The 26,319-nt window shown below is 69.8% G+C and carries 20 protein-coding genes; 9 read left to right on the forward strand and 11 right to left on the reverse strand.

Translation table 11 applies throughout. The annotated features are described in order from the left end of the window. Positions 1–226: 226 nt before the first annotated feature. The 5 genes from nirD to BA022_RS02120 all read right to left on the reverse strand — a co-directional run bounded on the left by nirD (position 227) and on the right by BA022_RS02120 (position 9,755). Entirely contained in the window at positions 227–616 is a 390-nt protein-coding gene (gene nirD / locus BA022_RS02100; RefSeq protein ID WP_088886406.1) for a nitrite reductase small subunit NirD, read from the reverse strand. Between the two features lie 76 nt (positions 617–692). Beyond that, positions 693–3,158: a nitrite reductase large subunit NirB gene (gene nirB / locus BA022_RS02105; protein WP_088886407.1), complete on the reverse strand. Its 2,466-nt coding sequence runs from the start codon at positions 3,156–3,158 to the stop codon at positions 693–695. Positions 3,159–3,646: 488 nt separating this feature from the next. After that, entirely contained in the window at positions 3,647–5,233 is a 1,587-nt protein-coding gene (locus tag BA022_RS02110) for an efflux transporter outer membrane subunit (protein WP_088886408.1), read from the reverse strand. Further along, the gene (locus BA022_RS02115) at positions 5,230–8,340 is read right to left on the reverse strand and encodes an efflux RND transporter permease subunit (RefSeq protein WP_269466926.1); all 3,111 of its coding nucleotides are present in this window, start codon (positions 8,338–8,340) and stop codon (positions 5,230–5,232) included. Before BA022_RS02115 ends, BA022_RS02110 begins: the two co-directional genes overlap by 4 nt. Further along, entirely contained in the window at positions 8,268–9,755 is a 1,488-nt protein-coding gene (locus BA022_RS02120; protein WP_269466924.1) for an efflux RND transporter periplasmic adaptor subunit, read from the reverse strand. The genes BA022_RS02115 and BA022_RS02120 overlap by 73 nt, the downstream gene beginning before the upstream one ends. 376 nt (positions 9,756–10,131) lie before the next feature. Here BA022_RS02120 and BA022_RS02125 point away from each other — a divergent pair, with 376 nt between their 5' ends. Next, positions 10,132–10,800, forward strand: a complete 669-nt coding sequence (locus tag BA022_RS02125; protein ID WP_088886410.1) for a DUF937 domain-containing protein — start codon at positions 10,132–10,134, stop codon at positions 10,798–10,800. A 179-nt stretch (positions 10,801–10,979) separates the two neighbouring features. Continuing rightward, positions 10,980–11,417: a CBS domain-containing protein gene (locus BA022_RS02130; protein ID WP_011805990.1), complete on the forward strand. Its 438-nt coding sequence runs from the start codon at positions 10,980–10,982 to the stop codon at positions 11,415–11,417. A gap of 176 nt (positions 11,418–11,593) precedes the next feature. Here BA022_RS02130 and BA022_RS02135 read toward each other — a convergent pair whose 3' ends face one another. The 4 genes from BA022_RS02135 to BA022_RS02150 all read right to left on the reverse strand — a co-directional run bounded on the left by BA022_RS02135 (position 11,594) and on the right by BA022_RS02150 (position 15,565). Then, positions 11,594–12,397 carry an ABC transporter ATP-binding protein gene (locus tag BA022_RS02135; protein ID WP_088886411.1) on the reverse strand — a complete coding sequence of 268 codons (804 nt, stop codon included), beginning with the start codon at positions 12,395–12,397 and terminating at the stop codon, positions 11,594–11,596. Further along, on the reverse strand, positions 12,394–13,335 hold the full coding sequence (gene ntrB / locus BA022_RS02140; protein ID WP_088886412.1) for a nitrate ABC transporter permease: 942 nt from the start codon (positions 13,333–13,335) through the stop codon (positions 12,394–12,396). The genes BA022_RS02135 and ntrB overlap by 4 nt, the downstream gene beginning before the upstream one ends. 33 nt (positions 13,336–13,368) lie before the next feature. Next, positions 13,369–14,613 (reverse strand): CmpA/NrtA family ABC transporter substrate-binding protein, encoded by a 1,245-nt coding sequence (locus BA022_RS02145; RefSeq protein ID WP_011805987.1) that lies wholly within the window; start codon positions 14,611–14,613, stop codon positions 13,369–13,371. A gap of 331 nt (positions 14,614–14,944) precedes the next feature. Further along, positions 14,945–15,565 (reverse strand): ANTAR domain-containing response regulator, encoded by a 621-nt coding sequence (locus BA022_RS02150; protein ID WP_088886413.1) that lies wholly within the window; start codon positions 15,563–15,565, stop codon positions 14,945–14,947. A gap of 142 nt (positions 15,566–15,707) precedes the next feature. Here BA022_RS02150 and BA022_RS02155 point away from each other — a divergent pair, with 142 nt between their 5' ends. Then, complete coding sequence (locus BA022_RS02155; protein WP_418236107.1) at positions 15,708–16,886, forward strand: branched-chain amino acid ABC transporter substrate-binding protein; 1,179 nt, start codon at positions 15,708–15,710, stop codon at positions 16,884–16,886. A 77-nt stretch (positions 16,887–16,963) separates the two neighbouring features. Then, positions 16,964–18,013, forward strand: coding sequence for a tRNA (adenosine(37)-N6)-threonylcarbamoyltransferase complex transferase subunit TsaD (tsaD, locus tag BA022_RS02160; protein ID WP_088886415.1), 1,050 nt, complete (start codon positions 16,964–16,966; stop codon positions 18,011–18,013). 69 nt (positions 18,014–18,082) lie between these two features. On the opposite strand, the gene BA022_RS02165 is transcribed toward tsaD, so the two are convergent. After that, entirely contained in the window at positions 18,083–19,534 is a 1,452-nt protein-coding gene (locus tag BA022_RS02165; RefSeq protein ID WP_088886416.1) for an aldehyde dehydrogenase, read from the reverse strand. A 158-nt stretch (positions 19,535–19,692) separates the two neighbouring features. On the opposite strand from BA022_RS02165, the gene BA022_RS02170 reads away from it, so the two are divergent. The 4 genes from BA022_RS02170 (at position 19,693) to BA022_RS02185 (ending at position 24,563) form a co-directional block, all read left to right on the forward strand. Further along, positions 19,693–21,120 (forward strand): efflux transporter outer membrane subunit, encoded by a 1,428-nt coding sequence (locus BA022_RS02170; RefSeq protein WP_088886417.1) that lies wholly within the window; start codon positions 19,693–19,695, stop codon positions 21,118–21,120. A gap of 70 nt (positions 21,121–21,190) precedes the next feature. Then, on the forward strand, positions 21,191–22,591 hold the full coding sequence (locus BA022_RS02175) for an efflux RND transporter periplasmic adaptor subunit (RefSeq protein ID WP_088886418.1): 1,401 nt from the start codon (positions 21,191–21,193) through the stop codon (positions 22,589–22,591). Further along, on the forward strand, positions 22,588–23,358 hold the full coding sequence (locus BA022_RS02180; protein WP_088886419.1) for an ABC transporter ATP-binding protein: 771 nt from the start codon (positions 22,588–22,590) through the stop codon (positions 23,356–23,358). The genes BA022_RS02175 and BA022_RS02180 overlap by 4 nt, the downstream gene beginning before the upstream one ends. Further along, a complete protein-coding gene (locus BA022_RS02185; protein ID WP_187148620.1) occupies positions 23,358–24,563 on the forward strand; it encodes an ABC transporter permease in 1,206 nt (401 codons plus the stop codon). Before BA022_RS02180 ends, BA022_RS02185 begins: the two co-directional genes overlap by 1 nt. 252 nt (positions 24,564–24,815) lie before the next feature. Here the strand turns inward: BA022_RS02185 and BA022_RS02190 are convergent, their stop codons facing one another. Then, the gene (locus tag BA022_RS02190) at positions 24,816–25,214 is read right to left on the reverse strand and encodes an Hsp20/alpha crystallin family protein (protein ID WP_088886420.1); all 399 of its coding nucleotides are present in this window, start codon (positions 25,212–25,214) and stop codon (positions 24,816–24,818) included. Positions 25,215–25,405: 191 nt separating this feature from the next. Between BA022_RS02190 and BA022_RS02195 the strand changes: the two genes are divergently transcribed. Further along, positions 25,406–26,311: a DUF2242 domain-containing protein gene (locus BA022_RS02195; RefSeq protein WP_088886421.1), complete on the forward strand. Its 906-nt coding sequence runs from the start codon at positions 25,406–25,408 to the stop codon at positions 26,309–26,311. Positions 26,312–26,319: the final 8 nt, after the last annotated feature.

The raw sequence follows: 26,319 nt of genomic DNA on the forward strand, positions 1-26,319 counted from the left end.
GGCGACCCTACAGGCTGCGTCCCTTCGCTTCGCTACGGGCAACCTGCGGTGCTCGCGTCCAGCGGGGTCTCGCTCAAACTCGCTTCGCTCAAACAATCGCGAGCCCTGATCCGCTGGCCGCTGCGCTCCTCGGCGCATCCTGAAGGGAACCCGGAAACCGGACAGCCCATTCGGGCCATCGCTGCGCTCGGCCTGGCCTTGCGCGGCGCGTTGCGCCTGCGCGGGGTCATGGTGGGTTTGCCTTGCAGCGCAGCGCGGGGCCGGCCACCGGGCGTTGCAGGTCCAGGGCGTGGTGGGCCAGCTCCTGGGCGTCCAGGTAGACGGTGCCCGCTTCCACCTTGACCTGAAAGCGCGGCGTGCAGCCTTCGTCGGGGGCTGCGGCCTGGCCGTCGCACAGGCCGATGGTCCAGTTGTGCAGCGGGCAGGCCACGCTGTTGCCAAAGACGATGCCCTGGCTCAAGGGGCCGCCCTTGTGGGGGCAGCGGTCGAGCAGGGCGAACACACCGCCGGCGTCGTTGCGGAAGACGGCCACGTCCATGCCGTGCGGGCGGGCCACGCGGCGCGCGCCGAGCACGGGGATGTCGTCCAGGGAGCAGATCGGGGTCCAGGTGGTCATAGCTATTCCTTTAGGAGCTGTTGGCGCTTGCTGGCAGGGCGTGACAGGCACTTTTGGCTGAAACTCATGCCAACGGTCATGCGGGGATCGGCGTGATCGGGATGAACTGGCGCCGGTCCACCGCTGCCGGTTCGAACTCGAACCACGGGTCGGGCTCGCCCGCCAGCGCGTCCTGCAGCTCGCGCCACAGCGCCTGGCGGCCGGGGGCATCTTGGAGTACGCGGCGCTTGACGTAGTCCAATCCCACGCGGGCGACGAAGTGCACCGTGCGCTCCAGGTACCAGCCTTCCAGGCGGTACAGCTGCATGAAAGCGCCCGTGTACTCCAGCACCTCCTCGGCGGTCTTGAGCTTGGTGAAGAACTGCGCCACCTCGGTCTTGATGCCGCCGTTGCCGGCCACGTACATCTCCCAGCCCGAGTCCACGCCGATGATCCCCACGTCCTTGATGCCGCTCTCGGCGCAGTTGCGCGGGCAGCCGCTGACGGCGAACTTGACCTTGTGCGGCGCGTACATGCCCACGAAGGCGTGCTCCAGGTCCTTGCCGAGCTGCGTGCTGTCCTGCGTGCCCATGCGGCACCACTCGCTGCCCACGCAGGTCTTCACGGTGCGCAGCGCCTTGGCATAGGCGTGGCCGCAGGGCATGCCGATGTCGCGCCAGACGTTGACCAGGTCTTCCTTCTTCACGCCCAGCAGGTCGATGCGCTGGCCGCCCGTGACCTTCACCGTGGGGATCTGGTACTTGTCCACCACGTCGGCGATGCGGCGCAGTTCGGCGGCACTGGTCTCTCCGCCCCACATGCGCGGCACCACGCTGTAGGTGCCATCTTTCTGGATGTTGGCGTGGCTGCGCTCGTTGATGAAGCGGCTTTGCGGATCGTCCTGCGCCTCCTTGGGCCAAGTGCTGATGAGGTAGTAATTCACGGCCGGGCGGCAGGTGGCGCAGCCGTTGGGCGTCTTCCACTCCAGGAAGCGAAACACGCTGTCTACGGTCAGCAGCCGGTGTGTGCGGATGGCTTCGCGCACGGCCTGGTGGCCGTGGTCGGTGCAGGCGCACACGGGCTTGGTCTTGGGCGTGGCGGAATAGTCGCCGCCCGCAGTGGCCATGAGGATCTGCTCCACCAGCCCGGTGCACGAGCCGCAGCTGGCGCTGGCCTTGGTGTGCTTGCGCACCTCGTCCAGCGTGAACAGGCCCTTGTCCTTGATCGCCTTGCAGATCTGGCCCTTGGTCACGCCGTTGCAGCCGCAGACCTCGTCGCTGTCGGCCATGGCGGCGGCCTTGTTCTGGCCCTGATGGCCCGCGTCGCCCAGGTGCGATTCGCCGAACATGAGCCGGTCGCGGATGTCGGCCACGCTGCGGCCGTCGCGCAGCAGCTTGAAGTACCAGCTGCCGTCCACCGTGTCGCCATAGAGGCAGGCGCCCACGAGCCGGTCGTCCTTGAGCACCAGCTTCTTGTACACACCGCCGCCCTCGGCATGCGGGTCGCTGAGCACGATCTCCTCCGTGCCCTCGCCGCCCTGGAAGTCGCCGGCGGAAAACAGGTCGATGCCCGTGACCTTGAGCTTGGTGGAGGTGAGCGAGCCCTGGTAGCGCCCGATACCCCATTCCGCCAGGTGGTTGGCCAGCACCTTGCCCTGCTCGAACAGCGGCGCCACCAGCCCGTAGGCGATGCCGCGGTGCGCCGCGCATTCGCCCACGGCGTAGATGCGTGGGTCGGTCACGGTCTGCAGCGTGTCGCTGACGACGATGCCGCGGTTGACGTGCAGGTGCATCTGCTCGGCCAGGGCCGTGTTGGGGCGGATGCCCACGGCCATCACCACGAGCTGGGCGGGCACCTCGCTGCCGTCTTTGAAGCGCACCGCGGCCACGCGGCCGTCGCCGCCGGCCACCAGTTCCTGCGTTTGGGCCTGCATCAGGAACTGCATGCCGCGCTCGGCCAGCGACTGCTGCAGCAGCTTGCCCGCCACGTCGTCAAGCTGGCGCTCCATGAGCCACTCGCCCGCATGCACCACGGTGACCTGCATGCCGCGCTTCATGAGGCCGTTGGCCGCCTCCAGGCCCAGCAGGCCGCCGCCGATCACCACGGCTTGCTTGTAGCTGGCGGCAGCGTCGATCATGGCCTGCGTGTCCGCGATGTCGCGGTAGGCCAGCACGCCGGGCAGCTCACGGCCCGGAATGGGCAGCATGAACGGGTTGGAGCCCGTGGCGAGGATCAGCCGGTCGTAGGGAGCCTCGACGGTGCGCCCGTCCTGCGCCACGCCATGCACGGTGCGCCGCGTGCGGTCCACATGGGTCACGGTGCACCCTGCGTGCAGCGTGATGTGGTGGTCCGCATACCAGGACCAGTCGTTGAGGACGATCTCCTCCAGCGTCTGCTCGCCCGCCAGCACGGGCGACAGCAGGATGCGGTTGTAGTTGGGGTGCGGCTCGGCGCCGAACACCGTGATGTCGTAGAGGTCGGGCGCGATCTTGAGCAGCTCTTCCAGCGCGCGCACGCCTGCCATGCCATTGCCCACCATCACCAGCCTGGATTGCTTCACCATCGTCTCCCCGGCGGGAATGCCCCGCGCAGCCACATCAACAAAAAAGGCGTCCGCACGCCGCACCGGGCAGGGGCCTGGTTGCGGGTGGGGACGCCTTCGTCCCGCGAGCCCTGCCTCCGCCGTTGGAGAGGGCACGCGCTGCGGCCTACCGTGGCCGCGCTGGCTTCAATGCAATGGGCGTGCCAGGGTGCGGCGGGGTGAGAGGTGTGCGCTCATGGGTTGGGCCAGATAGTCCGCTAGCGCTTGATGGGCAAGCGTGAGAAGCTATTGTTTCAGGAGCAATCGCGCGCTTGGCCGGGCGTGGCGGGCTGCGCACCGCCGTGGTGCAAGTGGCGGCGCGATGGTGCGGGCGCTGGCGTCCTGATGGCGCCCGGACCTCGTAGGGGATGTTGTACCGGTGGCGCGGCCCCTGCGTGCGCGCCCGATGCACCGCAATTGAACAAAAACAGCGTCCAGCGCTTGCCCCTCAAGCGCTGCCAGCGATGGAATCAGGAGCCGCCTGCCGGCGGTGGTGTTGGGTCCGTCCAGGCGCCGCCCAGCACCTTGTAGAGCGTCACGCGGTTGACCTGCTCGGCCAATTGCAGCGTGATCTGCGCCTGCTGTGCGGCATACAGCGTGCGCTGCGCGTCCAGCACGGCGAGGTAGTTGTCCGCACCGAGGCGAAAGCGTGCGTCCGACAGCTGCAGCGTGCGCTGTGTGGCCTGCACCAGCGAGCCCTGCGCCTGCAGGCGCTCGGTGAGCGTGGCGCGCTCGGCCAGCGCGTCGGCCACCTCGCGGAAGGCGGTCTGGATGGCCTTCTCGTACTGGGCCACGGCGGTGTCGCGCGTCACCTCGGCCACGCGCAGGTTGGCCTGGTTGCGGCCGGCGTCGAAGATCGGCAGGCGGATCTGCGGCGCGAACGCCCAGGTGCCGTTGCCGCCCTCGAACAGGCCCGACAGCGCATTGCTGGCCGTGCCCACCGAGGCCGTGAGCGTGATCGACGGAAAGAACGCCGCGCGTGCCGCGCCGATATTGGCCGTGGCGCCCTGCAGTGCATGCTCGGCCGCGCGCACGTCGGGGCGGCGCAGCAGCACGCTGGACGGAACGTCTGCAGGCACGGCCAGCAGCGCCGTTGCGGGCGCCGCGGGATCGGCCAGCGCGGGGACGGGGGACCGGGGGGCAGGACTGTCCGCAGTACCGGTGCCGGGAGCGGGCTGGGTTGCCGGCGTGGCCGGGCCCGCCATGGCCGTGACCGGCATGGCCGTTTCCACGGTGGCCACGCTGGCGGGCAACAACGCTGGGGGCACGGGCGATCCCACCAGCAGGGCCAGGGCGTTGCGGCTGCGCGCCAGCTGCGAGACGAAGGCGGTCGCATCCACGCGTGCGGTGTCGGCCGCCGACTGGGCCTGCGCCAGCACCAGGCCCGAGCTGGCGCCCAGTTCATGGCTGCGCTGCGTGAGCTCCAGGGCCTGCTGGCGCGTGCGCAGGGTCTCGTGCGCCAGTTGCAGGCGGCGCGCGTCGGCGTCCAGCGTGAGCCAGGCGCCGATCACCTCGGCCACCAGGCTGAGCTGCACGCTGCGGCGGTTCTCCGCCACGCGCAGGAACTCCTGCAGCGCGGCATCGTTCAGGTTGCGCACGCGGCCGAAGAAGTCGATCTCGTAGCTGCTGAAGCCCAGTGTGGCGCTGTACTGGCTGGTGGTGTTGGAGCGGCCCGCGGCGGTCAGGTCGTCGGCGGTGCGGCTGCGGTTGCCCGCGCCGGCCGCGTTCACCGTGGGAAAGCGGTCGGCCTGCACCACGCCGTACTGCGCGCGGGCCTTGTCGATGGCCAGTACCGCCACGCGCAGGTCGCGGTTGTTCGCCAGGGCCTGTTCCACCACCGTGCGCAGGCGGGCGTCCTGCACGAAGTCCTGCCAGGCCATGGGGCCGCCGTCCGGCAGCGCCACGGCGCCGGCGGTTTGCGGCTGGGGCAGGGGCGATGCCACCGTGTCCGGCACGGGCAGCGGCGGCGCTTCGTAGCGTGGCGCCAGGTTGCAGCCGGCCAGCAGGGCGCAGGCCAGGGCGGCGGTCAGAGGCGTGAAGGAATGGGGGCGCGTCATGCGGCACTCTCCGGATGGATGGGGGCAGGCTGGGCCGCGTCTTCCTGGCGCGAGCGGCTCTTGAACCAGCTGCGGATCAGCAGGAAAAACACCGGCACCATGAAGATGCCAAGCACCGTGGAGGCCACGGTGCCGCCCAGCACGGCCGTGCCGATGGCGTTGCGCCCGCCTGCGCCGGCGCCCGTGCCCAGGGCCAGCGGCACCACGCCGAAGCCGAAGGCCAGCGATGTCATGAGGATGGGGCGCAGGCGCATGCGCACGGCTTCCAGCGTGGCATCCAGCAGCTTGCGGCCCTGTTCCTGCAACTGCACGGCAAACTCGACGATCAGGATGGCGTTCTTGGAGGCCAGGCCCACCGTGGTGATCAGGCCGACCTGGAAGTACACGTCGTTGGCCAGGCCCCGCGTCCAGGTCGCCAGCAGCGCGCCCAGCACGCCCAGCGGCACGGCCAGCATCACCGACAGGGGTACGGTCCAGCTCTCGTACAGCGCGGCCAGGCACAGGAACACGAACAGGATCGAGATGGCGTACAGCAGCGGCGCCTGCGCGCCGGATTGGCGCTCCTGCAGCGAGGCGCCCGTCCATTCGTACGCAATGCCGGGCGGCAGGCCCTTCAGGATGTCCTCCACGATCTTCATGGCCACGCCCGAGCTGACGCCCGGCGCGGCGCTGCCCACCATCTCATAGGCGGGCGCGCCGTTGTAGCGCATGAGCTGCGGCGAGCCATAAGCCCAGTGGGCCTTGGAGAAGGCGCCGAACGGCACCATCTCGCCGTTCTTGTTGCGCACGGTCCACTTGCCGATGTCCTGCGGCAGCATGCGGTGCGGCGCGTCGCCCTGGATGTAGACGCGCTTGACGCGGCCGTTGTTCAGAAAGTCGTTCACGTAGGTGCCGCCCATGCCGCTGGACAGCACGCTGTTGATGGCGTCGTAGCTCAGGCCCAGCGCGGCGGCCTTGCGGTCGTCGATGTCCAGGCGCAGCTCGGTGGCGTCGTCCAGGTTGGTGGTGCGCAGGTTGGTCAGCTCGGGGTGCTTGCGCGCCTCGGCCAGGAACCGGTCCTTGGCGGCCAGCAGCGCCTCGTGCCCCAGGCCGTTGATGTCCTTGAGCATGAAGTTGAAGCCCGCGTTGGAGCCCAGGCCGCGCACGGCCGGCGGCTGCGACACGAAGATGCGCGCGTCGCGGATCTTGGCCAGCTCCTGGGTGGCGCGGTGGGCGATGGCCGCCGCGGACTGGCTGGCCAGCGGCCGCTGATCCCAGGGCTTGAGGCGGATGAATGCGCGCGCCGAGCTCTGGTCGCCGTTCAGGCCCGAGACCTGGTTGAAGCTGATGACCTCGGGCACGTCCTTGAAGTACAGATTCACCTGGTCCAGCACGTCCTGCAGCCGCGCGTCGGTGGCTCCAGCGGGCAGGTTGACGTTGGCCAGGATGTAGCCCTGGTCTTCATCGGGCAGGAAGGCCGTCGGCACGCGGCCGATGATCCACCACACGGCCAGGCAGATGGCGGCAAAGATCAGCAGCATGCGCTTGGCGCGGTGCAGCATCCAGCCCACGCCGCGCTGGTAGCGCAGCGTGTTGGTCTCGAAGTGGCGGTTGAACCAGAGGAAGAAGCGGTCGTTCAGCCCCAGCAGGCCGCGGCGCACCTGCGGGTCCTTGCCCAGGTGGGCGGACGGCTTGAGGATGCTGGCGCACAGCGCCGGCGTGAGCGTGAGCGCCACCAGCACCGACAGCGCCATCGCCGCCACGATGGTGATGGAGAACTGCCGGTAGATCACCCCCGTGGAGCCGCCGAAGAACGCCATCGGCACGAACACTGCCGACAGCGTGAGGCCGATGCCCACCAGCGCGGGCGTGATCTCGCGCATCGAGTGGCGCGTGGCCTCTTTGGGCGAGAGGCCCGACTCGTGCATCACGCGCTCGACGTTCTCCACCACCACGATGGCGTCGTCCACCAGCAGGCCGATGGCCAGCACCAGCGCGAACATGGTCAGCGTGTTGATCGAGTAACCCGCCGCGGCCAGCACGCCGAAGGTGCCCAGCAGCACCACTGGCACGGCGATCGCAGGGATCAGCGTGGCGCGGAAGTTCTGCAGGAAGATGAACATCACGATCACCACCAGCACCATGGCCTCGCCCAGCGCGGTGGCCACTTCGCGGATCGAGGCGCGCACGAAGGGCGTGGAGTCGGAGCTGACGAAATAGTCGATCTGGTTGGGGAAGTAGGGCTTGAGCTCCGCCAGCTTGGCGGCCACGGCGTCCGACACCGCCATGGCGTTGGCGCCGTCGGCCAGCACGATGCCCATGCCCGCGCCCGGGCGGCCGTTGAGCTTGGCCTTGACCGACAGGTTGTCGGGGCCCAGTTCCACGCGCGCGACGTCCTTCACCGTGACCACCGAACCGTCGGTGGCGGTCTTGAGCACGATGTCCTCGAACTCCTGCACCGTCTGCAGCTTGGTGCGCGCGGTGATGGTGGCGTTGAGCTGCTGGTCGGGCACGGCGGGCAGCGCGCCGAGCTGGCCGGCCGAGACCTGTGCGTTCTGCGCGTTCAGCGCGCTGATCAGGTCCGACGGCATGAGCTGGAATTTCTCCATCTTGGCCGGGTCCATCCACAGGCGCATGGCGTAGAAGGTGCCGAACACGCGGATGTCGCCCACACCGTCCAGGCGGCCGATCACGTCCACGAGGTTGGAGTTCAGGTAGTCCCCGATGTCCACCGCGCTCATGTTCGGGTCGCCCGAGAAGAAGCTGTAGGTGACCAGGTAGTCCTGGCCGCCCTTGTTGACGAACACGCCCCGGCTCTTCACGGCATCGGGCAGGCGGTTCATGGCCGACTGCAGCTTGTTCTGCACCTGCACCTGGGCCACGTCGATGTTGGTGCCCGGCGCAAACGTGAGGGTGGTGGCCGAGCGGCCCGACGCATCCGACGTCGAGCCCATGTAGATCATGTTGTCGATGCCCTTGAGCTGCTGCTCGATGATCTGCGTGACCGAGTTTTCCACGGTCTCGGCCGAGGCGCCCGTGTACTGCGCGGAGATGGTCACGCGCGGCGGCGCGATATCGGGGTACTGCTCCAGCGGCAGCGTGAAGATCGCCAGGCCGCCCGCCAGCATGATGATGATGGACAGCACCCACGCGAAGATGGGGCGGTTGATGAAGAACTGGGCCATGTGCGCCTGACCTCGTGCTCAGCGGGATGCGCCGGGGCGGGCGGTGATGTCCACGCTCTGGCCCGCCGCGGGGGGGCGCTGGCGGCGGGTGCTGGCGCCGCGGCGGCCGGGCCCTTCTTGGTGTTCAGGTCCACCACCTGGGGCGCCACCTTGTCGCCGGGCTTGATGCGTTGAAAGCCATCCACCACCAGGCGCTCGCCGGGTTGCAGGCCGCTGTCCACCAGCCAGCGGTTGCCAAGGGCGCGCGCCAGTTCCACGGGGCGTTTCTCGACCACGTTGTCGGCGTTGACCACCAGCACGCTGGCGCGGCCCGTCAGGTCGCGGTTCACGGACTGCTGCGGGATCAGCAGCGCGTCGCTGGCCAGGCCCGTGGGCAGCAGCGCCTGCACGTACATGCCGGGCATGAGCAAGCCGTCGGGGTTGGGCACCACGGCGCGCAGCGTCACCGTGCCCGTGGTGTCGTTGACGATCACGCCCGCAAACTGCAGCCGGCCTTCGTGCGGGTAGTCGCTGCCGTCGTCCAGCCGGATGCGCACGCGCATCTGGTTGCCGTCCACCTTCTGATAGCGGCCGGCCTCCCAGTCGCGCTTGAGCTGCACCAGCTCGGTGCTGGACTGGGTGAAGTCCACGTACATCGGGTCCATCTGTACGATGGTGGTGAGCGCATTGGCCTGGTTGGCCGTCACCAGCGCGCCAGGGGTGACGCTGGACAGGCTGATGCGTCCGGCGATGGGCGCCTCGATGCGGCTGTAGCGCAGGTTGATGCGCGCCGTCTCTAGGTTGGCGCGGGCCACGCCCACGTCGGCGCGGGCCTGCGCGGCCGCGGCCTGGCTCTCGTCATAGGCCTGGCGGCTGATGGCGTCGATCTTGACCAGTTCGGCATTGCGGCGCGCATTGGCCTCCTGCGTGCGCGCCGTGGCTTCGGCGCGGGCCAGGGTGGCCTCGGCGCTGGCCTCGGTGGCGCGCAGCGGGCGGTCGTCGATCTGGTACAGCGGCTGGCCCTTGCGCACCAGCGCGCCCTCGGTGAACAGGCGTTGCTGCACGATGCCCGAGACCTGGGGGCGCACCTCGGCGGTCAGGTAGGCGCGGGTGCGGCCGGGCAAGGTGGCGTCCAGTTGCTGCGCGCGCGTTTGCAGGGTGACCACGCCCACGGCGGCGGGGCCCTGTGGCTCGGTGGCTGGCGCGTCCTTGCCGCCACAGGCCGCCAGGCCCAGCGCCAGGGCCAGGCCAGCCAGCCGCTGCGCGAGCGCGCCGTGACGGGCCGCAGTGGTGCACGAGGGGAAAAAAGCGGGTGAAGCGGAAAGACGGGGGGCGCGGGCGGGGCGCTCAATGGGCGCGGGTGTCGTCGCGTGGATCATGGGGCGAAGGCGCAAGGTCTGGAAAGGGTGGCGCAGAGCAGGAAAGCGGGGCCTGGAAGGGCGTCGCAGGGCGCTCCGCTCTGCAGGCAAGCGTTGCACTTTCGCACATTGACGGCAAGGCTGCCGTGGTAGCAGCGATTCTTCATGCTTCTTTACAAGGCATTGTCAAAGGGCATCGCGCGCCGCAGAGCCCCCGCCGGCAGGGTGTGTGGGGCGGCTGATGGCGCTTTAGATCGGCGCTTTGGTTTGGTGTGTCCGGCGCCTATAGCTATGTAAATGATAGCGGCTGACATGCAGCGAAGCCGTGCAGCGCCTACCATGTACGCCTGACGCGGCTGCCGTGGCCGCGCACCACCGTTTGAAGGAGTTGCCTGCCATGAACACTTCCACTTCCGCATCGACCCCGCTGCTGACCCAGCAGCTTTTGCAGCACCTGCAGGGGGCGCCGCTGCAGCAGATGGCCCAGCGCCTGGGTACCGACACCGCCCAGACGCAAAGCGCCGTGGAGATGGCCCTGCCGCTGCTGCTGGGTGCCCTGGGGCGCAACGCCGAGGGGCCGCAGGGTGCGCAGTCGCTGCTGGGGGCGCTGCAGCGCGACCACATGGACGCCGCGGCCCCTGCGGCGCAGGGCATCGGCGGCCTGGACCTGGGCGGGATGCTGGGGTCGGTGCTGGGCGGCGGCATGGCCGGCGGCGCCGGGCAGGGCGGCGACGCAGGTGCCATCCTGGGCCATATCTTCGGCGGTGGCCGCGAGAGGGCCGAAGCCGGCCTGGGCCAGGCCAGCGGACTGGGTGCGAACGCCGGCCAGCTGCTGCAGATGCTGGCGCCCATCGTCATGGCGTTCCTGGCGCAGCGGGTGCGCAGCGACGGACTGGACGCGGGTGGCCTGGGGCAGGTGCTGGGCCAGGAGCGCGCCCAGGTGCAGCGCACGGGCGCGCCCGGCGGCGATCTGCTGGGCAGCCTGCTGGACCAGGACGGCGACGGCCAGGTGGGCCTGGGCGACCTGTTCAAGATCGGCGGCAGCCTGCTGGGTGGGCGGCGCTGAGCGCAGCGGCTCAGGCCGTGCCTGCAGCTTCCAAAAGCATAGCTGCACTCGCCCGGCCCGTGGGCGCTGCGACCACCTGGTTGCAACAAATTTTGAACCCGGTTGCGCGCCCGCCCTGGTTCGGCGGACACTGTGGGCGCGTGTTCGGTTTCGTTCCATCCACAGCCAGGGAGGCAGCCATGACGACTGTTGCAGAAATCCTCAGAACCAAAGCCGATGGGCAGGTCCATGCCGTCGAACCTTCGGACACCGTGCTCACTGCGCTGCGGCGCATGGCCGACAAGGGCATCGGCGCGCTGCTGGTGATGGAAGGCGATCAGATCGCGGGCATCTTCACCGAGCGCGACTACGCCCGCAAGATGGTGCTGTTGGGCCGCTCGTCGGGCGACACCCCGGTGAGCGAGGTGATGACGCGCGCGGTGCGCTTCGTGCGGCCCGCGCAGAGCGCCGAGCAGTGCATGGCGCTGATGACGGAAAACCGGCTGCGGCACCTTCCGGTGGTGGAGGGCGGGCGCGTGGTGGGGCTGGTGTCCATCGGCGACCTGGTCAAGAGCGTGATTTCGGAGCAGCAGTTCATCATCGAGCAGATGGAGCTTTACATCACCGGGGTGCGGTGACGGTGTTCCGGGCGGGCCTGTGCTGAGCGGGGCGCGGGCTCTGTGAAGCCCTGCGGTGTAAGTTTCTTCGTCGCTGGCCGGGACTCGCCCCGGCCAGCGACACTCAACCCAAGGGCAAATACTCAAAAAGAATAGCTGCCAGCGCTTACCCAGCAAGCGCTAGAGCCCAAAAACCCTCAAGCCGCTCTCTCCACGTGCCCCTGCCGCGTGTAGAGAAAGTCGATCACCGCCTTGCGGCACTGCAGGTACCGCGCATCCTCCGCCAGCGCCACCCGGTTGCGCGGGCGTGCAATGCCCACGTCCAGCACCTCGCCAATGGTGGCGGCGGGGCCGTTGGTGAGCATCACGATGCGGTCGGACAGCAGCACCGCCTCGTCCACGTCGTGCGTGACCATGACCACGGTGCTGCACGTGCGCGCCACGATCTCCAGCAGCTCGTCCTGCAGCCGTGCGCGCGTGAGCGCGTCCAGCGCGCCGAAGGGCTCGTCCATCAGCAGCACCTGGGGCTCCATCGACAGCGCGCGTGCGATGCCCACGCGCTGCTTCATGCCGCCCGATATCTCGCCGGGGCGCTTGTGCGCGGCATGGGCCAGGCCCACCAGTTCCAGCGCGGCGTGGGTGCGCTCCTTCAGCCGGGCCTTGGACTCGCGCGCGCCGAACACGCGTTCCACGGCCAGGTGCACGTTGCCTTCGCAGGTCAGCCAGGGCAGCAGCGAGTGGTTCTGGAACACCACTGCGCGCTCGGGACCGGGGCCCTTGATCTCGCGCCCGGCGCAGATCAGCGCGCCGGCGGTGGGCGTGGTCAGGCCCGCGATCAGGTTCAGCAGCGTGCTTTTGCCGCAGCCCGAGTGGCCGATCAGTGCCACGAATTCGCCCCGGGCGATGGCCAGGTCGATGCCGCGCAGCGCGGGAAACACGCCCTTGGCGGTGCGGAAGGTCTGCTCGACCCCCTGGATCTGCAGGAATTTTGCGTCGCTCATGATTGCACCTCCTCGAACGTGAAGGCCGTGGCCAGCCGGACCAGCGCCCATTCCAGCAGCAGGCCCACGCCGCCGATGACGAAGATGGCCACCAGGATGTTGGTGACGTTCAGGTTGTTCCACTCGTCCCACACCCAGAAGCCGATGCCCACGCCGCCGGTGAGCATCTCGGCCGCCACGATCACCAGCCAGGCCGTGCCTACGGCCAGGCGCACGCCGGTCAGCATGTAGGGCAGCACCGCCGGGAACAGGATGGTGGTGGCGATCTTCCATTCGCTCAGGTTGAGCACGCGCGCCACGTTCATGTAGTCCTGCGGCACGCGTTGCACACCCACGGCGGTGTTGATGACCATGGGCCAGATGGAGCAAATGAAGATCGTCCAGATGGCGGCCGGGTTGGCGCCCTTGAACACCAGCAGGCCGATGGGCAGCCACGCCAGCGGCGAGACGGGCCGCAGCAGGCTGATGACCGGGTTGCACATGCGCGAGAGGAACGCGAAGCGCCCGATCACGAAGCCCGCCGGTATGCCCACCAGCGCGGCCAGGCCGAAGCCCACGGCCACGCGCTGCAGGCTGGCCAGCACGTTCCAGCCCACGCCCTGGTCGTTGGGGCCGTTGCGGTAGAACGGGTCGCTGAAGATCTCCACCGCCTGCGCCCAGGTCTGCAGCGGGCCGGGAATGCTCTGGCCCGTGGTGGCCGAGACCACGGCCCACAGGCCCAGCAGCAGGCCCACGCCGCACAGCGGCGGCAGCACGGCCAGCCAGAGGGCGTTCCAGCGCTGGCGCGCGTCGCTGCGCGGGGGTGGGCTGGCAGGCCCTGAGGCTTTTGGGCCTGCAGCGCTTGTGGGATAAGCGCTGGCAGCTATCGGTTTGGAAGCATCGGACGCGCCGGCCGGCGCTTGCGGCTCCAGCGGGCTGTGAAAGACGGCACTGACCATGGTTTCTCCTGTGGGGGTGGGGCGATCGGGGCGTCAGGCCTTGAGCTTGAAACCGTCGGCGTACTTCGCGGGGTCCTTGCCGTCCCAGACCACGCCATCCACCAGCTTGTGGCTGCGCATGTCGCTCGCGGGCAGGGGGGCCTTCGCGGCCGTGGCGGCTTGGCGGTACACGTCGGTACGGTTGATGGCCTTGGCCACGCCCAGGTAGTCCGGGTGGTCCTTGAGCAGGCCCCAGCGCTTGTGCTGGGTCAGGAACCACATGCCGTCGGACAGGTAGGGGAAGTTCACCGCGCCGCCGCCATAGAACTTCATGTGGTCGGGGTCGTCCCAGGTCTTGCCCAGGCCGTCCTGGTAGCGCCCCAGGATGCGCTGGTTGATGGCGTCCACGCTGGTGTTCACGTAGGCCTTGCCGGCGATGGTCTCGGCCATCTGGTTCTTGTGGGCCAGGCTTTCGTCGATCCAGCGGCTGGCCTCCAGGATGGCGGCCGTCACGGCGCGCGCGGTGTTGGGGTACTTCTGCACGAAGTCGGCGGTGGTGCCCAGCACCTTTTCGGGGTGGTCCTTCCAGATCGCCTGCGTGGTGGTGGCGGTGATGCCGATGCCGTCCATGATGGCGCGGTGGTTCCAGGGCTCGCCCACGCAGAAGCCGTCCATGTTGCCCACGCGCATGTTGGCCACCATCTGCGGGGGCGGCACGGTGATGACCTTGGCGTCCTTCAGGGGGTGGATGCCGTGCGCGGCCAGCCAGTAGTACAGCCACATCGCATGCGTGCCGGTGGGGAAGGTCTGCGCAAAGGTGTACTCGCGCCGTTCCTTGGCCATCAGCTGGGCCAGGCCTGCGCCGTTGACGGCCCCCTTGTCGGCCAGCTTGCGCGACAGCGTGATGGCCTGGCCGTTGTGGTTGAGCGTCATCAGCACGGCCATGTCCTTCTTGGGGCCGCCCACGCCCAGATGCACGCCGTAGACCAGGCCGTAGAGCACATGGGCGAAGTCCAGCTCGCCGTTGACCAGCTTGTCGCGCACGCCGGCCCAGCTGGCCTCCTTGGTGGGGATGATCTTCACGCCGTACTTCTGGTCGATGCCCAGCACCGATGCCATGACCACGCTGGCGCAGTCGGTGAGGGGGATGAAGCCGATGCGCACCTCTTTCTTCTCGGGGGCGTCCGAGCCCTGGGCGTGCACCAGGGCACGCAGCGCGGGGCTCACGCCCACGGCGCCCACGGTGGCCGCCTGCAGCACGGTGCGTCGGGGGATTCGGGTGTGGAGCAGATCGGTCATGCAAGAGTCCTTTGGGGTCGTCAAAAAAGCAGTGCAGCAACGGAAAAAGGCGTCCTCACGCCGCGCGGCCGGCGCATGTGCGCTGCCCGAGCGGGTGGGGACGCCTTTGTCCTGGGAGCCCGGCCCTTCCGCCGTTGGAAGGGCCTGGTGCGTGACCAGCGGTGGTCACCGGGCCTGTTGCAAGCGGTGTGCCATCTTTGGGGTTGCTTTCATTTTGATAGCTGTCTGCGCTTGATGGTCGGGCGTTTCAGGTCTGTTTTGTTTGATTGCCTCATCGCCGTGTGGCGCGGCATCGGATGCACCGCATTTGTGCAATGCACAAACCGGCGCATCAACCCAGCAAATCGGCCGCGTCCAGCATGCGCTGCGCCACCTCGGCCAGGCGCAGGCCGCGGTCCATGGCGGCGCGGCGCAGCCGCTCGTAGGCCTGCTGCTCGGTCAGGCCCTGGCGCTGCATCAGCAGGCCCTTGGCGCGGTCGATGGTCTTGCGCTCGTGCAGGGCGGTGCGTGCCTGCGCCAGTTCGGTGCGCAGCGCCTGTTCGTGAGCAAAGCGGGCCAGCGCCACCTCCAGGATGGGGCGGATGCGCTGCGGCGCCAGGCCCGCGACGATGTAGGCCGTCACGCCCGCGGCCAGCGCTTCCTTCACGTGGCGCGTGTCCTCGTCGTTGGTGAACATGACGATAGGGCGGGGCGCCTCGCGCGTGGCCATCACCACATGCTCCAGCGCGTCGCGCGCCTCGCTTTCGGCGTCCACGATCACCAGGTCGGGCTGCAACTGGGCCAGGCGCTCGCCCAGGAACATGTCGCCCGGCAGCGTGGCCACGAGGTTGAAGCCGTTCTCCAGCAGCCCGATGCGCAGCGCGCGCGAACGCTCGGCCTGCAGCGCCGCGTGCGCGTCGCCGTCGGCCGCCAGGTCCGGCGCCACCACCACGATCCGCAGTTGTTCAGTCATGCCGCAGGCGCCAGCAAGAAATACGCCACACCCGCCCCGATGCGTTGTGGAAGATTGCCGAAACGCCCCGGTTGGGGCCGCGGGCAATCCCCCTGGCGCGGGCGGCATCCTTTCGCGAACATCCTGTCACATATCCACATGAATGAGAGAGGAGTCGACTGTGCAGCAGGGAATCAAACGACGCGGTTTTTCCGCCAGCCTGGGGCTGGCGGCGCTGGGGGTGGGCGGGTGGATCACGGGATGCAGCAAGGTGCCGGACACCATCAAGATCGGTGTGGCGCAGCCCTTGTCCGGCCCCTTGGCGGGTCTGGGGCAAGACCTGCTCAATGGCGTGAAGCTGGCGGTGGACGAGATCAACCGATCCGGCCTGAACGTGGACGGCAAGCGCGTGACGCTGGAGGTGGTGGCGCAGGACGACCGCGCGGACGCCGCTTCGGGCAAGGCGGCTGCGCAGCAGCTGCTGGAATCGGGCGTGGTGGCCGTCATCGGGCACCTGAACTCGGGCGTGAGCCTGGAGACCGCGCCCATCTATGCCGCCAAGGAGGTGCCGCAGCTCATCATCTCCACCAACCCGCGCATCACGCAGCTGGGGCTGGCCACCACCTTCCGCATCGTCGCCAACGACAACCTGCAAGCGCGCGCCATCGGCGCGTTCGCGGCCTCGCAGCTCAACGCCGATGCCTACGCGGTGGTCGACGACGGCTCCCCCTACGGCAAGGGACTGGCCGAGGGCGCGGCCGCGCAGTTGCTGGCGGCCAAGAAGCACATCGCCGTGCGCCAGAGCTTCGACGACAAGACCGTGGCCTTTGCTGAACTGGCGGGCCGGCTCAAGGAGGCGCAGGTGCGCGTCATCGTCTGCATGCTCAACGACTTCCAGGCGCTGGCGCTGCTGCAGGAACTGCAGAAGCTGGGCCACAGCCGTGTGGCGCTGCTGGGCGGCGACCTGGTGAAGACGGCCGACATGGCCAAGGGCATGGGCGTGATCGACGGGATCTACGCCACCTCGCCGGTGCTGGACGTGGCCGAGTTCACCACCGGCCGCCAGTTCCTGGAGAAGTACATCGCCGCCTTCCAGAAGCCCCCGGCCTATGGCGGCCACTACACCTACGACGCCGTGTACGTGGTCAGCGAGGCGATCAAGAAGGCCGGCTCCGCCGCGCCCGCCGACATCACGCGCGCGCTGCGCGGCATCAACGGCTACGCCCCCGTCACCGGCACCATGGCCTGGGACGACCGGGGCGAGCTGCGCTACGGCGCCGTGGGCGTGTACGAGCTGCGCAAGGGCCAGTGGGAGCTGCGCATGCGCTCCGACCGCTGGTAGCCGCCGGTCGAGTATGCGCGGGCGTGCGATTGCCCCCGGCCCGGCGGGCGCGGGGGGCGGCCACTACACTCGCGGGCATGAGTCAGCTGATCCTCGGTATCGAATCTTCCTGTGACGAAACCGGCGTGGCCCTGGTGCGCGCCGGCGAGGGCGGCGCCGTGCCCGTGCTGCTGGCGCATGCGCTGCACAGCCAGATCGACATGCACCAGGCCTATGGCGGCGTGGTGCCCGAGCTGGCCAGCCGCGACCACATCCGCCGCGTGCTGCCGCTGACCCGCGAGGTGCTGCGCGAATCGGGCGAGCGCCTGGAGGATGTGGACGTGGTGGCCTACACGCGCGGGCCGGGCCTGGCGGGTGCGCTGCTGGTGGGCGCGGGCGTGGCCTGCGCGCTGGGCGCAGCGCTGGACAAGCCCGTGCTGGGCGTGCACCACCTCGAAGGCCACCTGCTGTCGCCGTTCCTGAGCAGCGACCCGCCGGAGTTTCCGTTCGTCGCGCTGCTGGTGTCGGGCGGGCACACGCAGCTCATGCGCGTGGAGGGCGTGGGGCGCTACGAGATCCTGGGCGAGACCATCGACGACGCGGCGGGCGAGGCCTTCGACAAGTCGGCCAAGCTCATGGGCCTGGGCTATCCCGGAGGGCCGGCGCTGTCGCGCCTGGCCGAGCAGGGCAGCGCCACCGCGTTCAAACTGCCGCGCCCGCTGCTGCACAGCGGCGACCTGGATTTCTCGTTCGCGGGACTCAAGACCGCCGTACTGACCCAGGCCAAGAAGCTGGGCGACGAGCTGCCCGCGCGCAAGGCCGACCTGGCCGCGAGCACCGAGGCCGCCATCGTGGAGGTGCTGGTCAAGAAGACGCTGGCCGCCCTTCAGAAAACAGGGCTCAAGCGTGTGGTGGTGGCCGGCGGCGTGGGCGCCAACCGGCATCTGCGCGCGCAACTCAACGCGGCCTGCGCGCAAGCCAAGGTGCGTGTGCACTACCCCGAGTTGCACCTGTGTACCGACAACGGCGCCATGATCGCCATGGCCGCGGCCATGCGCCTGCAGGCCGGGCAGCAGCAGCCCAACCGCGATTACGCCTTCGACGTGAAGCCGCGCTGGCCGCTGGACGCCATCACGCTCGCGGCCTGAAGATATTGATCAAAATAGGCTCCAGCGCTTGTCCATCAAGCGCTGGCAGCTCACATTTTTGATAGCGGGCTAGAACGGGTAGTGGCGTGGCGCGGTCTGCACCGTGATCCAGCGCAGTTCCGTGAACTCGCGCACGCCCGCCATGCCGCCAAAGCGTCCCCAGCCCGACTGCTTCACGCCGCCAAAGGGCATCTGCGGCTCGTCGTGCACCGTGGGGCCGTTCACATGGCAGAGGCCGGACTCGATGCGTGCGGCCACGTTCCAGGCGCGCGCCACGTCGCGCCCGAACACGGCGGCCGACAGGCCGTAGGTGGTGTCGTTCGCGGTGGCGATGGCTTGCTCCACGCCGCGCACCCGCACGATCGCCTTGACCGGGGCAAAGGTCTCCTCGTGGTAGATGCGCATGGCGGGCGTCACCCGGTCCAGCAGCGTGGCGGGCATCAGCGGGGTGTCGCTTTTGCCGCCGCACACCAGCGTCGCGCCCTGGCCCAGCGCGTCGTCGATCAGCGCATTGCAGCGCTGCACGGTGGCCATGTCCACCACCGGGCCCAGCACCACCGGGCCCTGGCGCGGGTCGCCCAGCGGCAGGGCACGGGCGCGTTCGGCCAGTTGGTGCACGAACGCATCGGCTACAGCCTCGTCCACCACCAGGCGCTCCGTGGACATGCAGATCTGCCCCGAATTGGCGAACGCGCCAAACACGGCGGCGTTCACGGCGGCATCCACGTCGGCATCGTCCAGCACCACCAAGGGGGCCTTGCCGCCCAGCTCCAGCACCACGGGTTTGAGGTGGCGTGCGCAGGTTTGCGCGACCAGCCGCCCCACCTTGGTGGAGCCCGTGAAGTTCACGCGGCGCACGGCTGGGTGGGCCACCATGGCCTCCACCACGTCGGCCGCATCGCCGGGCGCATGGGTGATGAAGTTCACCACGCCCGGGGGCAGGCCGGCGTCGTGCAGCGCCTCGGCAATGAGGCGGTGGGTGGCCGGACAGGTTTCCGAGCCCTTGAACACCACCGTGTTGCCGCACGCCAGCGGCGTGGCAATGGCGCGCACCCCCAGGATGACCGGCGCATTCCACGGCGCCATGCCCAGCACCACGCCGGCGGGCTGGCGCACGCCCATGGCCAGGCTGCCCGGCATGTCGGATGGGATCACCTCGCCGGCGATCTGCGTGGTGAGGGCGGCGGCCTCCTGCAGCAGGTTGGCGGCCAGGTGCACGTTGAAGCCGGCCCAGGCAGCAGAGGCGCCGGTCTCGGCCGCCATGGTGGCGGCGAAGGCATCGGCGCGCGCCGTGAGGGCCTGCGCGGCGCGCTGCAGCAGGTCGCGTCGCGCGGCGGGGCCCAGCGCGGCCCACGCGGGAAAGGCCTGGGCGGCCGCCTGCACGGCGGCCACGGCGTCTTCGGGGGTGGCCGCAGCGGCCGTGGTGGCAATGCGGCCATCCAGCGGGTTGCGGCGTTCGAAGGTGGCGCCGCCCGAGGCGGGCCGGGGCGCGCCGTCGATCAGCAGCGGAAGAGGGGGCATGGGAACTCCTTTGCGAGGGGCGGCCACGGCGGCGAAGCCACCCGGGCGTTTGGCACGCAAGGGTAGCAGCGTGCCACGCCACGGGTTCTCCGGTTTTCTTTACAAAAGTTCATCTGCCGCTGGTGGCGCTGACAAGGAGCGCTGTAACAATTGCCCTCATGTTTGCCGCAGCGCTTCCTTCTCGCTCCCGCCGTCGCCCGCGCGCTTCGGCGCCACTGGCCTTGCTGGCCGCCCTGGTGCTGGCCGGTTGCGCCACGCGGCCGCCTCCCGCGCTGGAGGGGGCGGTGGCCACTCCCGCCGCATGGGCCGGCCAGGGGGCAGTGCAGGGCGGCGCGGCCGCGACCCCGCAAGACCTGGCCCAGTGGTGGCGGCAACTGGGCGATGCGCAGCTCACCGGCCTGGTGGAACGCGCGCTGCAGTCGCACACCAGCATGCGCAGCGCACGCGCCGCCGTGGAGCAGGCGCGTGCCCAGCGCGACGTGCAGGCCGCCGGCCTGCTGCCTTCCGTGAACGCATCGGGCTCCGCCCAGCGCAGCCGCAGCAATGGCAGCACCGGCAACACTTTCCAGGCGGGACTGGACGCGAGCTGGGAGCCCGACCTGTTTGGCCGCCTGTCCAGCGGCGTGCGCGCCAGCGAGGCCGACCTGCTGGCCGCCGAGGAGGGCGTGGCTGCCGCCCAGGTGGCATTGGCCGCCGAGGTGGCGGTGAACTACATCAGCCTGCGCAGCCAGCAGCAGCGCCTGCAGATTGCCCGGCAGAACCTGGCGGCGCAGAGCGAAACTGCGCAGATCGTCCAATGGCGTGTGCAGGCGGGGCTGGCCAGTTCGCTGGCGGCCGAGCAGGCCCGCGCCGCCGTGGAGCAGACCGCCGCCCAGGTGCCCACGCTGCAGGCGGGCATCGCGCAGGCGCGGCATGCGCTGGCGGTGCTCACCGGCCAGCCGCCCGCGGCGCTGGACGAGGCCCTGGCCGCGCACGCGCCCGTGCCCCAACCGCCGGCGGACCTGGCGCTGGCCTTCCCCGCAGACACGCTGCGCCAGCGCCCCGACGTGCGCCAGGCCGAGCAGCGCGTGCGCGCCGCCTGGGAGCGCGTCGCCCAGGCCGAGGCGCAGCGCATGCCCAGCCTGCGCATCAGCGGAACGCTGGGCCTGCGCGCCCTCACGCTGGGCGCGCTCACGGGTGGGGGCGCCACGGTGGCGTCGCTGCTGTCCAGCGTGTCGCTGCCGGTGTTTGATGGCGGGGCGCTGCGTGCTCAGGTGCGCGCGCAGGAGGCTGCGCTGCAGCAGGCGCAGGTGGGCTACGAGGAATCGGTGCTCGGCGCGCTCAAGGATGTGGAAGATGCGCTCGTCGCGCTGCAGGGCGACCGTGACCGACTGCAGCGCCTGTCCGCCGCGGCCGAGGCTGCGGGCAACGCGGCGCTGTTGGCGCAGAACCAGTATGCGAGCGGGCTGGTGGACTTCCAGACCGTGCTGGACACCCAACGCACGCTGCTGTCCGCGCAGGACAGCGTGGCCAGCACGGCCGCCAGCGTGAGTACCGACCATGTGCGCCTGTACAAGGCGCTGGGAGGCGGCTGGCCCGCGCCCTGAGCGGCCCCCCAAAAAACCTGCTGAATGACCCGGCGCTGCCGCCCAAGCGGCGCCTTCCCAGGCAAGAACCATGACCGACCAAGAATCCCCAAGCTCTTCCAGCGCCCCCGCTTCCCATGCCGCCGCGGCGGCCCCGCAGCGCCTGCAGGCCCTGCTGGGCGACGGCCTGCGCCGGCGCTGGTGGCAGAGCATCACCCTGTGGCTGGCCGTGCTGGTGCTGGCCGCCGCTGCCGGCGGCTGGTGGTACTGGCAGGACCGCCAGCGCGCCCAGGCGGCGCCGCGCTATGTCACGCAGGAGGTGCAGCGGGGGCAGATCACGCTCACCGTGGCGGCCAACGGCACGCTGCAGCCCACGCGGTCGGTGAACATCGGCAGCGAACTCTCGGGCACCGTGCGCCGCGTGCTGGTGGACGTGAACGACCAGGTCAAGAAGGGCCAGGTGCTGGTGGAGCTGGACACCACCAAGCTCGACTCGCAGGTGCTGCGCTCGCGGGCTTCGGTCGCGTCGGCGCAGGCGCGCCTGGCACAGGCGCAGGCCACCATGCAGGAGGCGCGCGCCAGCCTGTCGCGCCTGGAGGAGGTGGCCCGCCTGTCCGGCGGCAAGGTGCCTTCGGCGGCCGAGCTGGACACCGGCCGCGCCGCCTACGAGCGCGCCCAGGCCGACGAGGCCGCGGCGCGCGCCAGCGTGCAGGATGCGCGCGCGGCGCTGGCCACCGACGAGACCAACGTCACCAAGGCCTCCATCCGATCGCCGATCGACGGGGTGGTGCTCTCGCGCGCGGTGGAGCCGGGCAATGCCGTGGCCGCGTCGCTGCAGGCGGTGACGCTGCTCACCCTGGCCGAGGACCTGACCAAGCTGCGCCTGGAGGTCAACGTGGACGAGGCCGACGTGGGCTCGGTGCGCCCGGGCCAGAAGGCCACCTTCACCGTGAGCGCCTACCCCTCGCGGCGTTACCCGGCGCGCACCACGCGCGTGGCCTTCGGCTCCACCAAGACCGACAACGTGGTCACCTACATCACCTACCTGGAGGTGGACAACGGCGATCTGAGCCTGCGCCCCGGCATGACGGCCGCGGCCACCATCACCTCCACCGAGCGCGATGACGTACTCACCGTGCCCAACACGGCCCTGCGCTTCAAGCCCGCGGGCGCGGCGGGGGAAGCCCCGCAGGCAGGCCGGCCCGGTGCACAGGGCAGCTCTGGCGCAAGCGCGGGCGGCAGCGGAGGCATCATGTCCCAGCTGATGCCGCGCATGCCACGCCCCTCGGGCCAGCGGCGCAGCGCGGGCGCGGACGGCAGCCGCGGCGACGGCCCCCAGCGCCAGGTGTGGGTGCTGCAGGACGGCACGCCCAAGCCCGTGCGCGTGAAGACCGGCATCAGCGACGGCCGCGTCACCGAGGTGGAGAGCGACGAGCTGCAGCCGGGCATGCAGGTCATCACCGACCAGCTTGCGAGCGGGGCGAAGCCATGATGGCGCCCGCCGATGCGCAGCCGCTGATCCGCCTGCGCGGCATCACCAAGGTGTACGGCGAGGGCGCGCTGGCCTTCCAGGCGCTCAAGGGCGTGGACCTGGACATCGACAGCGGCGACTTCGTGGCCATCATGGGCCCCAGCGGTTCGGGCAAATCCACGGCCATGAACGTGCTGGGCTGCCTGGACCGGCCCACCGCGGGCACCTACCTGTTTCGCGGGCTGCCGGTGCACTCGCTGTCGCGCGACGACCGTGCGCGGCTGCGGCGGCGCTTCCTGGGCTTCGTGTTCCAGGGCTTCAACCTGCTGGCGCGTACCTCGGCGCAGGAGAACGTGGAGCTGCCGCTGCTGTACCGCGGCGAGAGCACGGCCGCGCGCCATGCGGCTGCGGCCCGCGCCCTGGACGCCGTGGGCCTCAAGGGATGGGAGCACCACACACCGGCCGAGCTGTCCGGCGGCCAACAGCAGCGCGTGGCGATTGCGCGCGCCATCGTCACCGAGCCTACGGTGCTGCTGGCCGACGAGCCCACCGGCAACCTGGACACGCAGCGCAGCCGCGAGATCATGGAACTGCTGTGGCGCCTGAACACCGAGCAGGGCATCACCGTGCTCATGGTCACGCACGAGCCCGACATGGCGCAGTACGCGCGGCGCATCGTGCGCTTCGTGGACGGGCGCATCGAAAGCGACGAGCGCAATCCGCACCCGCATGCGCAGGTGCCCCGGAAAGCGCCTGCAAGTGCAGGCACGGGGGAGGTGGCGCCATGATGCTGCTCAACTCGCTGCTGCAGGCGCTGCGCTCGATACGGCGCAACCTGATGCGGTCCTTTCTCACCGTGCTGGGCATCGTGATCGGCGTGAGCGCGGTGATCACCATGGTCACTCTGGGCAACGGTGCCACGCTGGCGGTGCAGGCGCAGATCTCCAGCCTGGGCACCAACCTGCTGCAAGTGCGTCCTGGCCAGCGGCTGGGCCCCGGCGGCAGTGGCGGCGCACCCTCGTTCAAGGATGTGGATGCCGAGGCCATAGCGCAGCAGATCGGCGGCATTCTGGCCGTGGCGCCCGAGGCGCGCACCAGCGCCACCGTGGTGGCCAACGGGCGTAACTGGGCCACCAGCGTCATGGGCAGCACCAATGCCTGGCTGCAGACCGGCAACTGGACGCTGGAAAGCGGGCGCGAATTCACCACCGACGAGCTGCGCGTGGGCGCTGCCGTGTGCCTGATCGGCCAGACGGTGCGGCGGGAGCTGTTCGCCGGCGGCGATGCGCTGGGTGAGCGCGTGCGCGTGCGCCAGTTTTCGTGCGAGGTGGTGGGCGTGCTGGCCTCCAAGGGGCAGGGCGCCTTCGGCAACGACCAGGACGATCTGGTGCTGCTGCCGCTCAAGACGCTGCAGCGCCGCGTGACGGGCTCCACGCGCGTGCCGACGCTGCTGGTGTCCATGAAGGATGGCAGCGACCCCGAGCGCGTGAAGGCCAGCCTGACCGAGTTGCTGCGCGAACGCCGCAAGCTGGCCGACACCGACGATGACAACTTCAACGTGCTGGACACCAAGCAACTGGCCGACACCTTCTCGGGCACCACGCGCGTGATGACCACGCTGCTGGGCGCGGTGGCGGCCGTGAGCCTGCTGGTGGGCGGCATCGGCATCATGAACATCATGCTGGTGAGCGTGACCGAGCGCACGCGGGAGATTGGCCTGCGCCTGGCCATCGGCGCGCTGGAGCGCGAGGTGCTGATGCAGTTCCTCATCGAGGCCGTGGTGCTGGCTGCTTTGGGTGGTCTCATCGGCATCGTGCTGGCTACGGGCGCGTCGATTGCGCTGGCGCAGGTGATGGGCATCCCCTACGTGTTCCACGCGGGCGTGAACCTGCTGTCGTTCGTGTTCTCGGCGGGCATCGGGGTGCTGTTCGGCTACTTCCCTGCCCGCCGCGCCGCGCGGCTGGACCCCATTGAGGCGCTGCGCCATGAGTGAGGCGCTGCGATGGGGCCGCACGCGGCCGCGGCGTTCGATGCGAACAGGCGCCGGACTGGACAAGCCGGGACAAGGCCCCACATGCGTCGAACGCGGACGGTTTAGTCGGAGTCTCGCTGTAGTGTGCCCTGGAAGAGGATCAGGTTAAAAATGGGCGGTAGCGCCCATCCGGTAAGTGACGGTAGCTATATAAAACATAGCAAAGGGGCGGCCACCCGGCCGCCCTGGAATCAGGCGACGCTCTGCGTCTTGTCAGTCGATGGCCAGTCGAACGGCGCTGCTCTGCGGCGGCTTCTTGGCCAGCAACAGGGTGAGCACGCCATGTTCCAGTCGCGCCGTGCTGGCCTGCGGGTCGATGTCCTGCGCCAACTCCCATGCACGCTGCACGCGCCGGGGCGCACCTTCGGCGCTGGCGACGCGCACTTGGTTGCCTTCGATCGTGACCGCGAGTTGCTCGCGCGACAGGCCTGGCACGTCCAGCTGCACGGTGATGGCCTTGTCGTCCTGCTGCACGTTCACGCCTGTGGCGCGTGCATCGTGCGGCGCGGCGGCGGGGGCAGTTAGTGTGTGGTGCAGGAAGCGTTGCAGGGCGGCGTCTCCCACGCGCGGTGCGACATAGGTGGCGTGGCGGATCACGGGGGCGAAAATCATGTCGGTGGCTCCTGGGTCAGACGCGGCACGGGTTGGCCGCATGGACCGCACATGTGTTTGCGTGCGGTGTTTTTCAAGAGTGCCCCACCGCGCGGATGGAACGTCGCCTTGCAATGGGTTACAACGAGCGCGCGCGGGAGGGACATCGCTCAGGCTTCACAATGCGGCCCTGCTGCGGATTTTTCTAGCTGATGCCCGTGTCTCGATTCCCACGCCTTTCCCCCTTCGCTTCCCAGGGCTGCCGGCTGGGCCTGGTGGCCTGCGCCCTGCTGGCTGGCTGTGCCCACATTCCCGACACCATGCCCGGCCTGGACCGCAACCTGCAGTTCTCGCCCAACGACTTCGATACCGCCGGCATGCACACGCGCCACATGGCAGCGCCGCAGGCCAGCACCTGCGAGGCGGCCCGGCGGGCGCTGCTGAGCCAGGGCTACATGGTGCACGTGGCCTCCAGCGACACGGTGGCGGGCCGCAAGTACTACCAGCCCCACACCGACGTGCACTACGTCGTGGAGATGCGCGTGGTCTGCGCATCCGAAGGGCAGGGCGACGTGCGTACGTCGGCCTTTGCCAGCGCGCTGCAGGACCGCTACGTGATCAAGAAGATCAACAACTCGGCGTCGCTTGGCGTCGGTGGCATCGGCTCGGTGTCGCTGCCCGTCACGGCCATCGACGACACGCTGGTGAAGGTGGGCAGCGAGACCATCGCCGATCCGCAGTTCTACGAGCGGTTCTTCCAGCTCTTCGAGCAGTTCGTGCGCGCGGCGCCCGTGGTGCCGGCAGCGCCGACGATGGCGGCCAAGCCAGCCCTGCACGAGCGCGAAGCCGTGCCGCACGCTGCGGTCGCCGCGACCGTTGCGGCGCAGCCGCCTGCCGCTGCTGCAGCCACCACCGCCAGCCCGGCTGCAGAGTCCAGCACCCCCGCGCCCCGGGTTCCAGCCTGGGAGCAGCCGCGCACGCAGGCGTCCGCGCAAGCCCCTCAGCCAGCGCCAGAATCGCAGCCGGCCGGCGCATCCGACGGCGCACCTGACGGCGCACCTGACGGCGCATCCGACGGCGCGGCGCCGCCGGGCATCCAGCAGCTCATGGCCCAGTGAATTCCATT

It is taken from the genome of Diaphorobacter nitroreducens, assembly GCF_002214645.1.
Classification (GTDB): Bacteria; Pseudomonadota; Gammaproteobacteria; order Burkholderiales; family Burkholderiaceae_C; genus Diaphorobacter; species Diaphorobacter nitroreducens.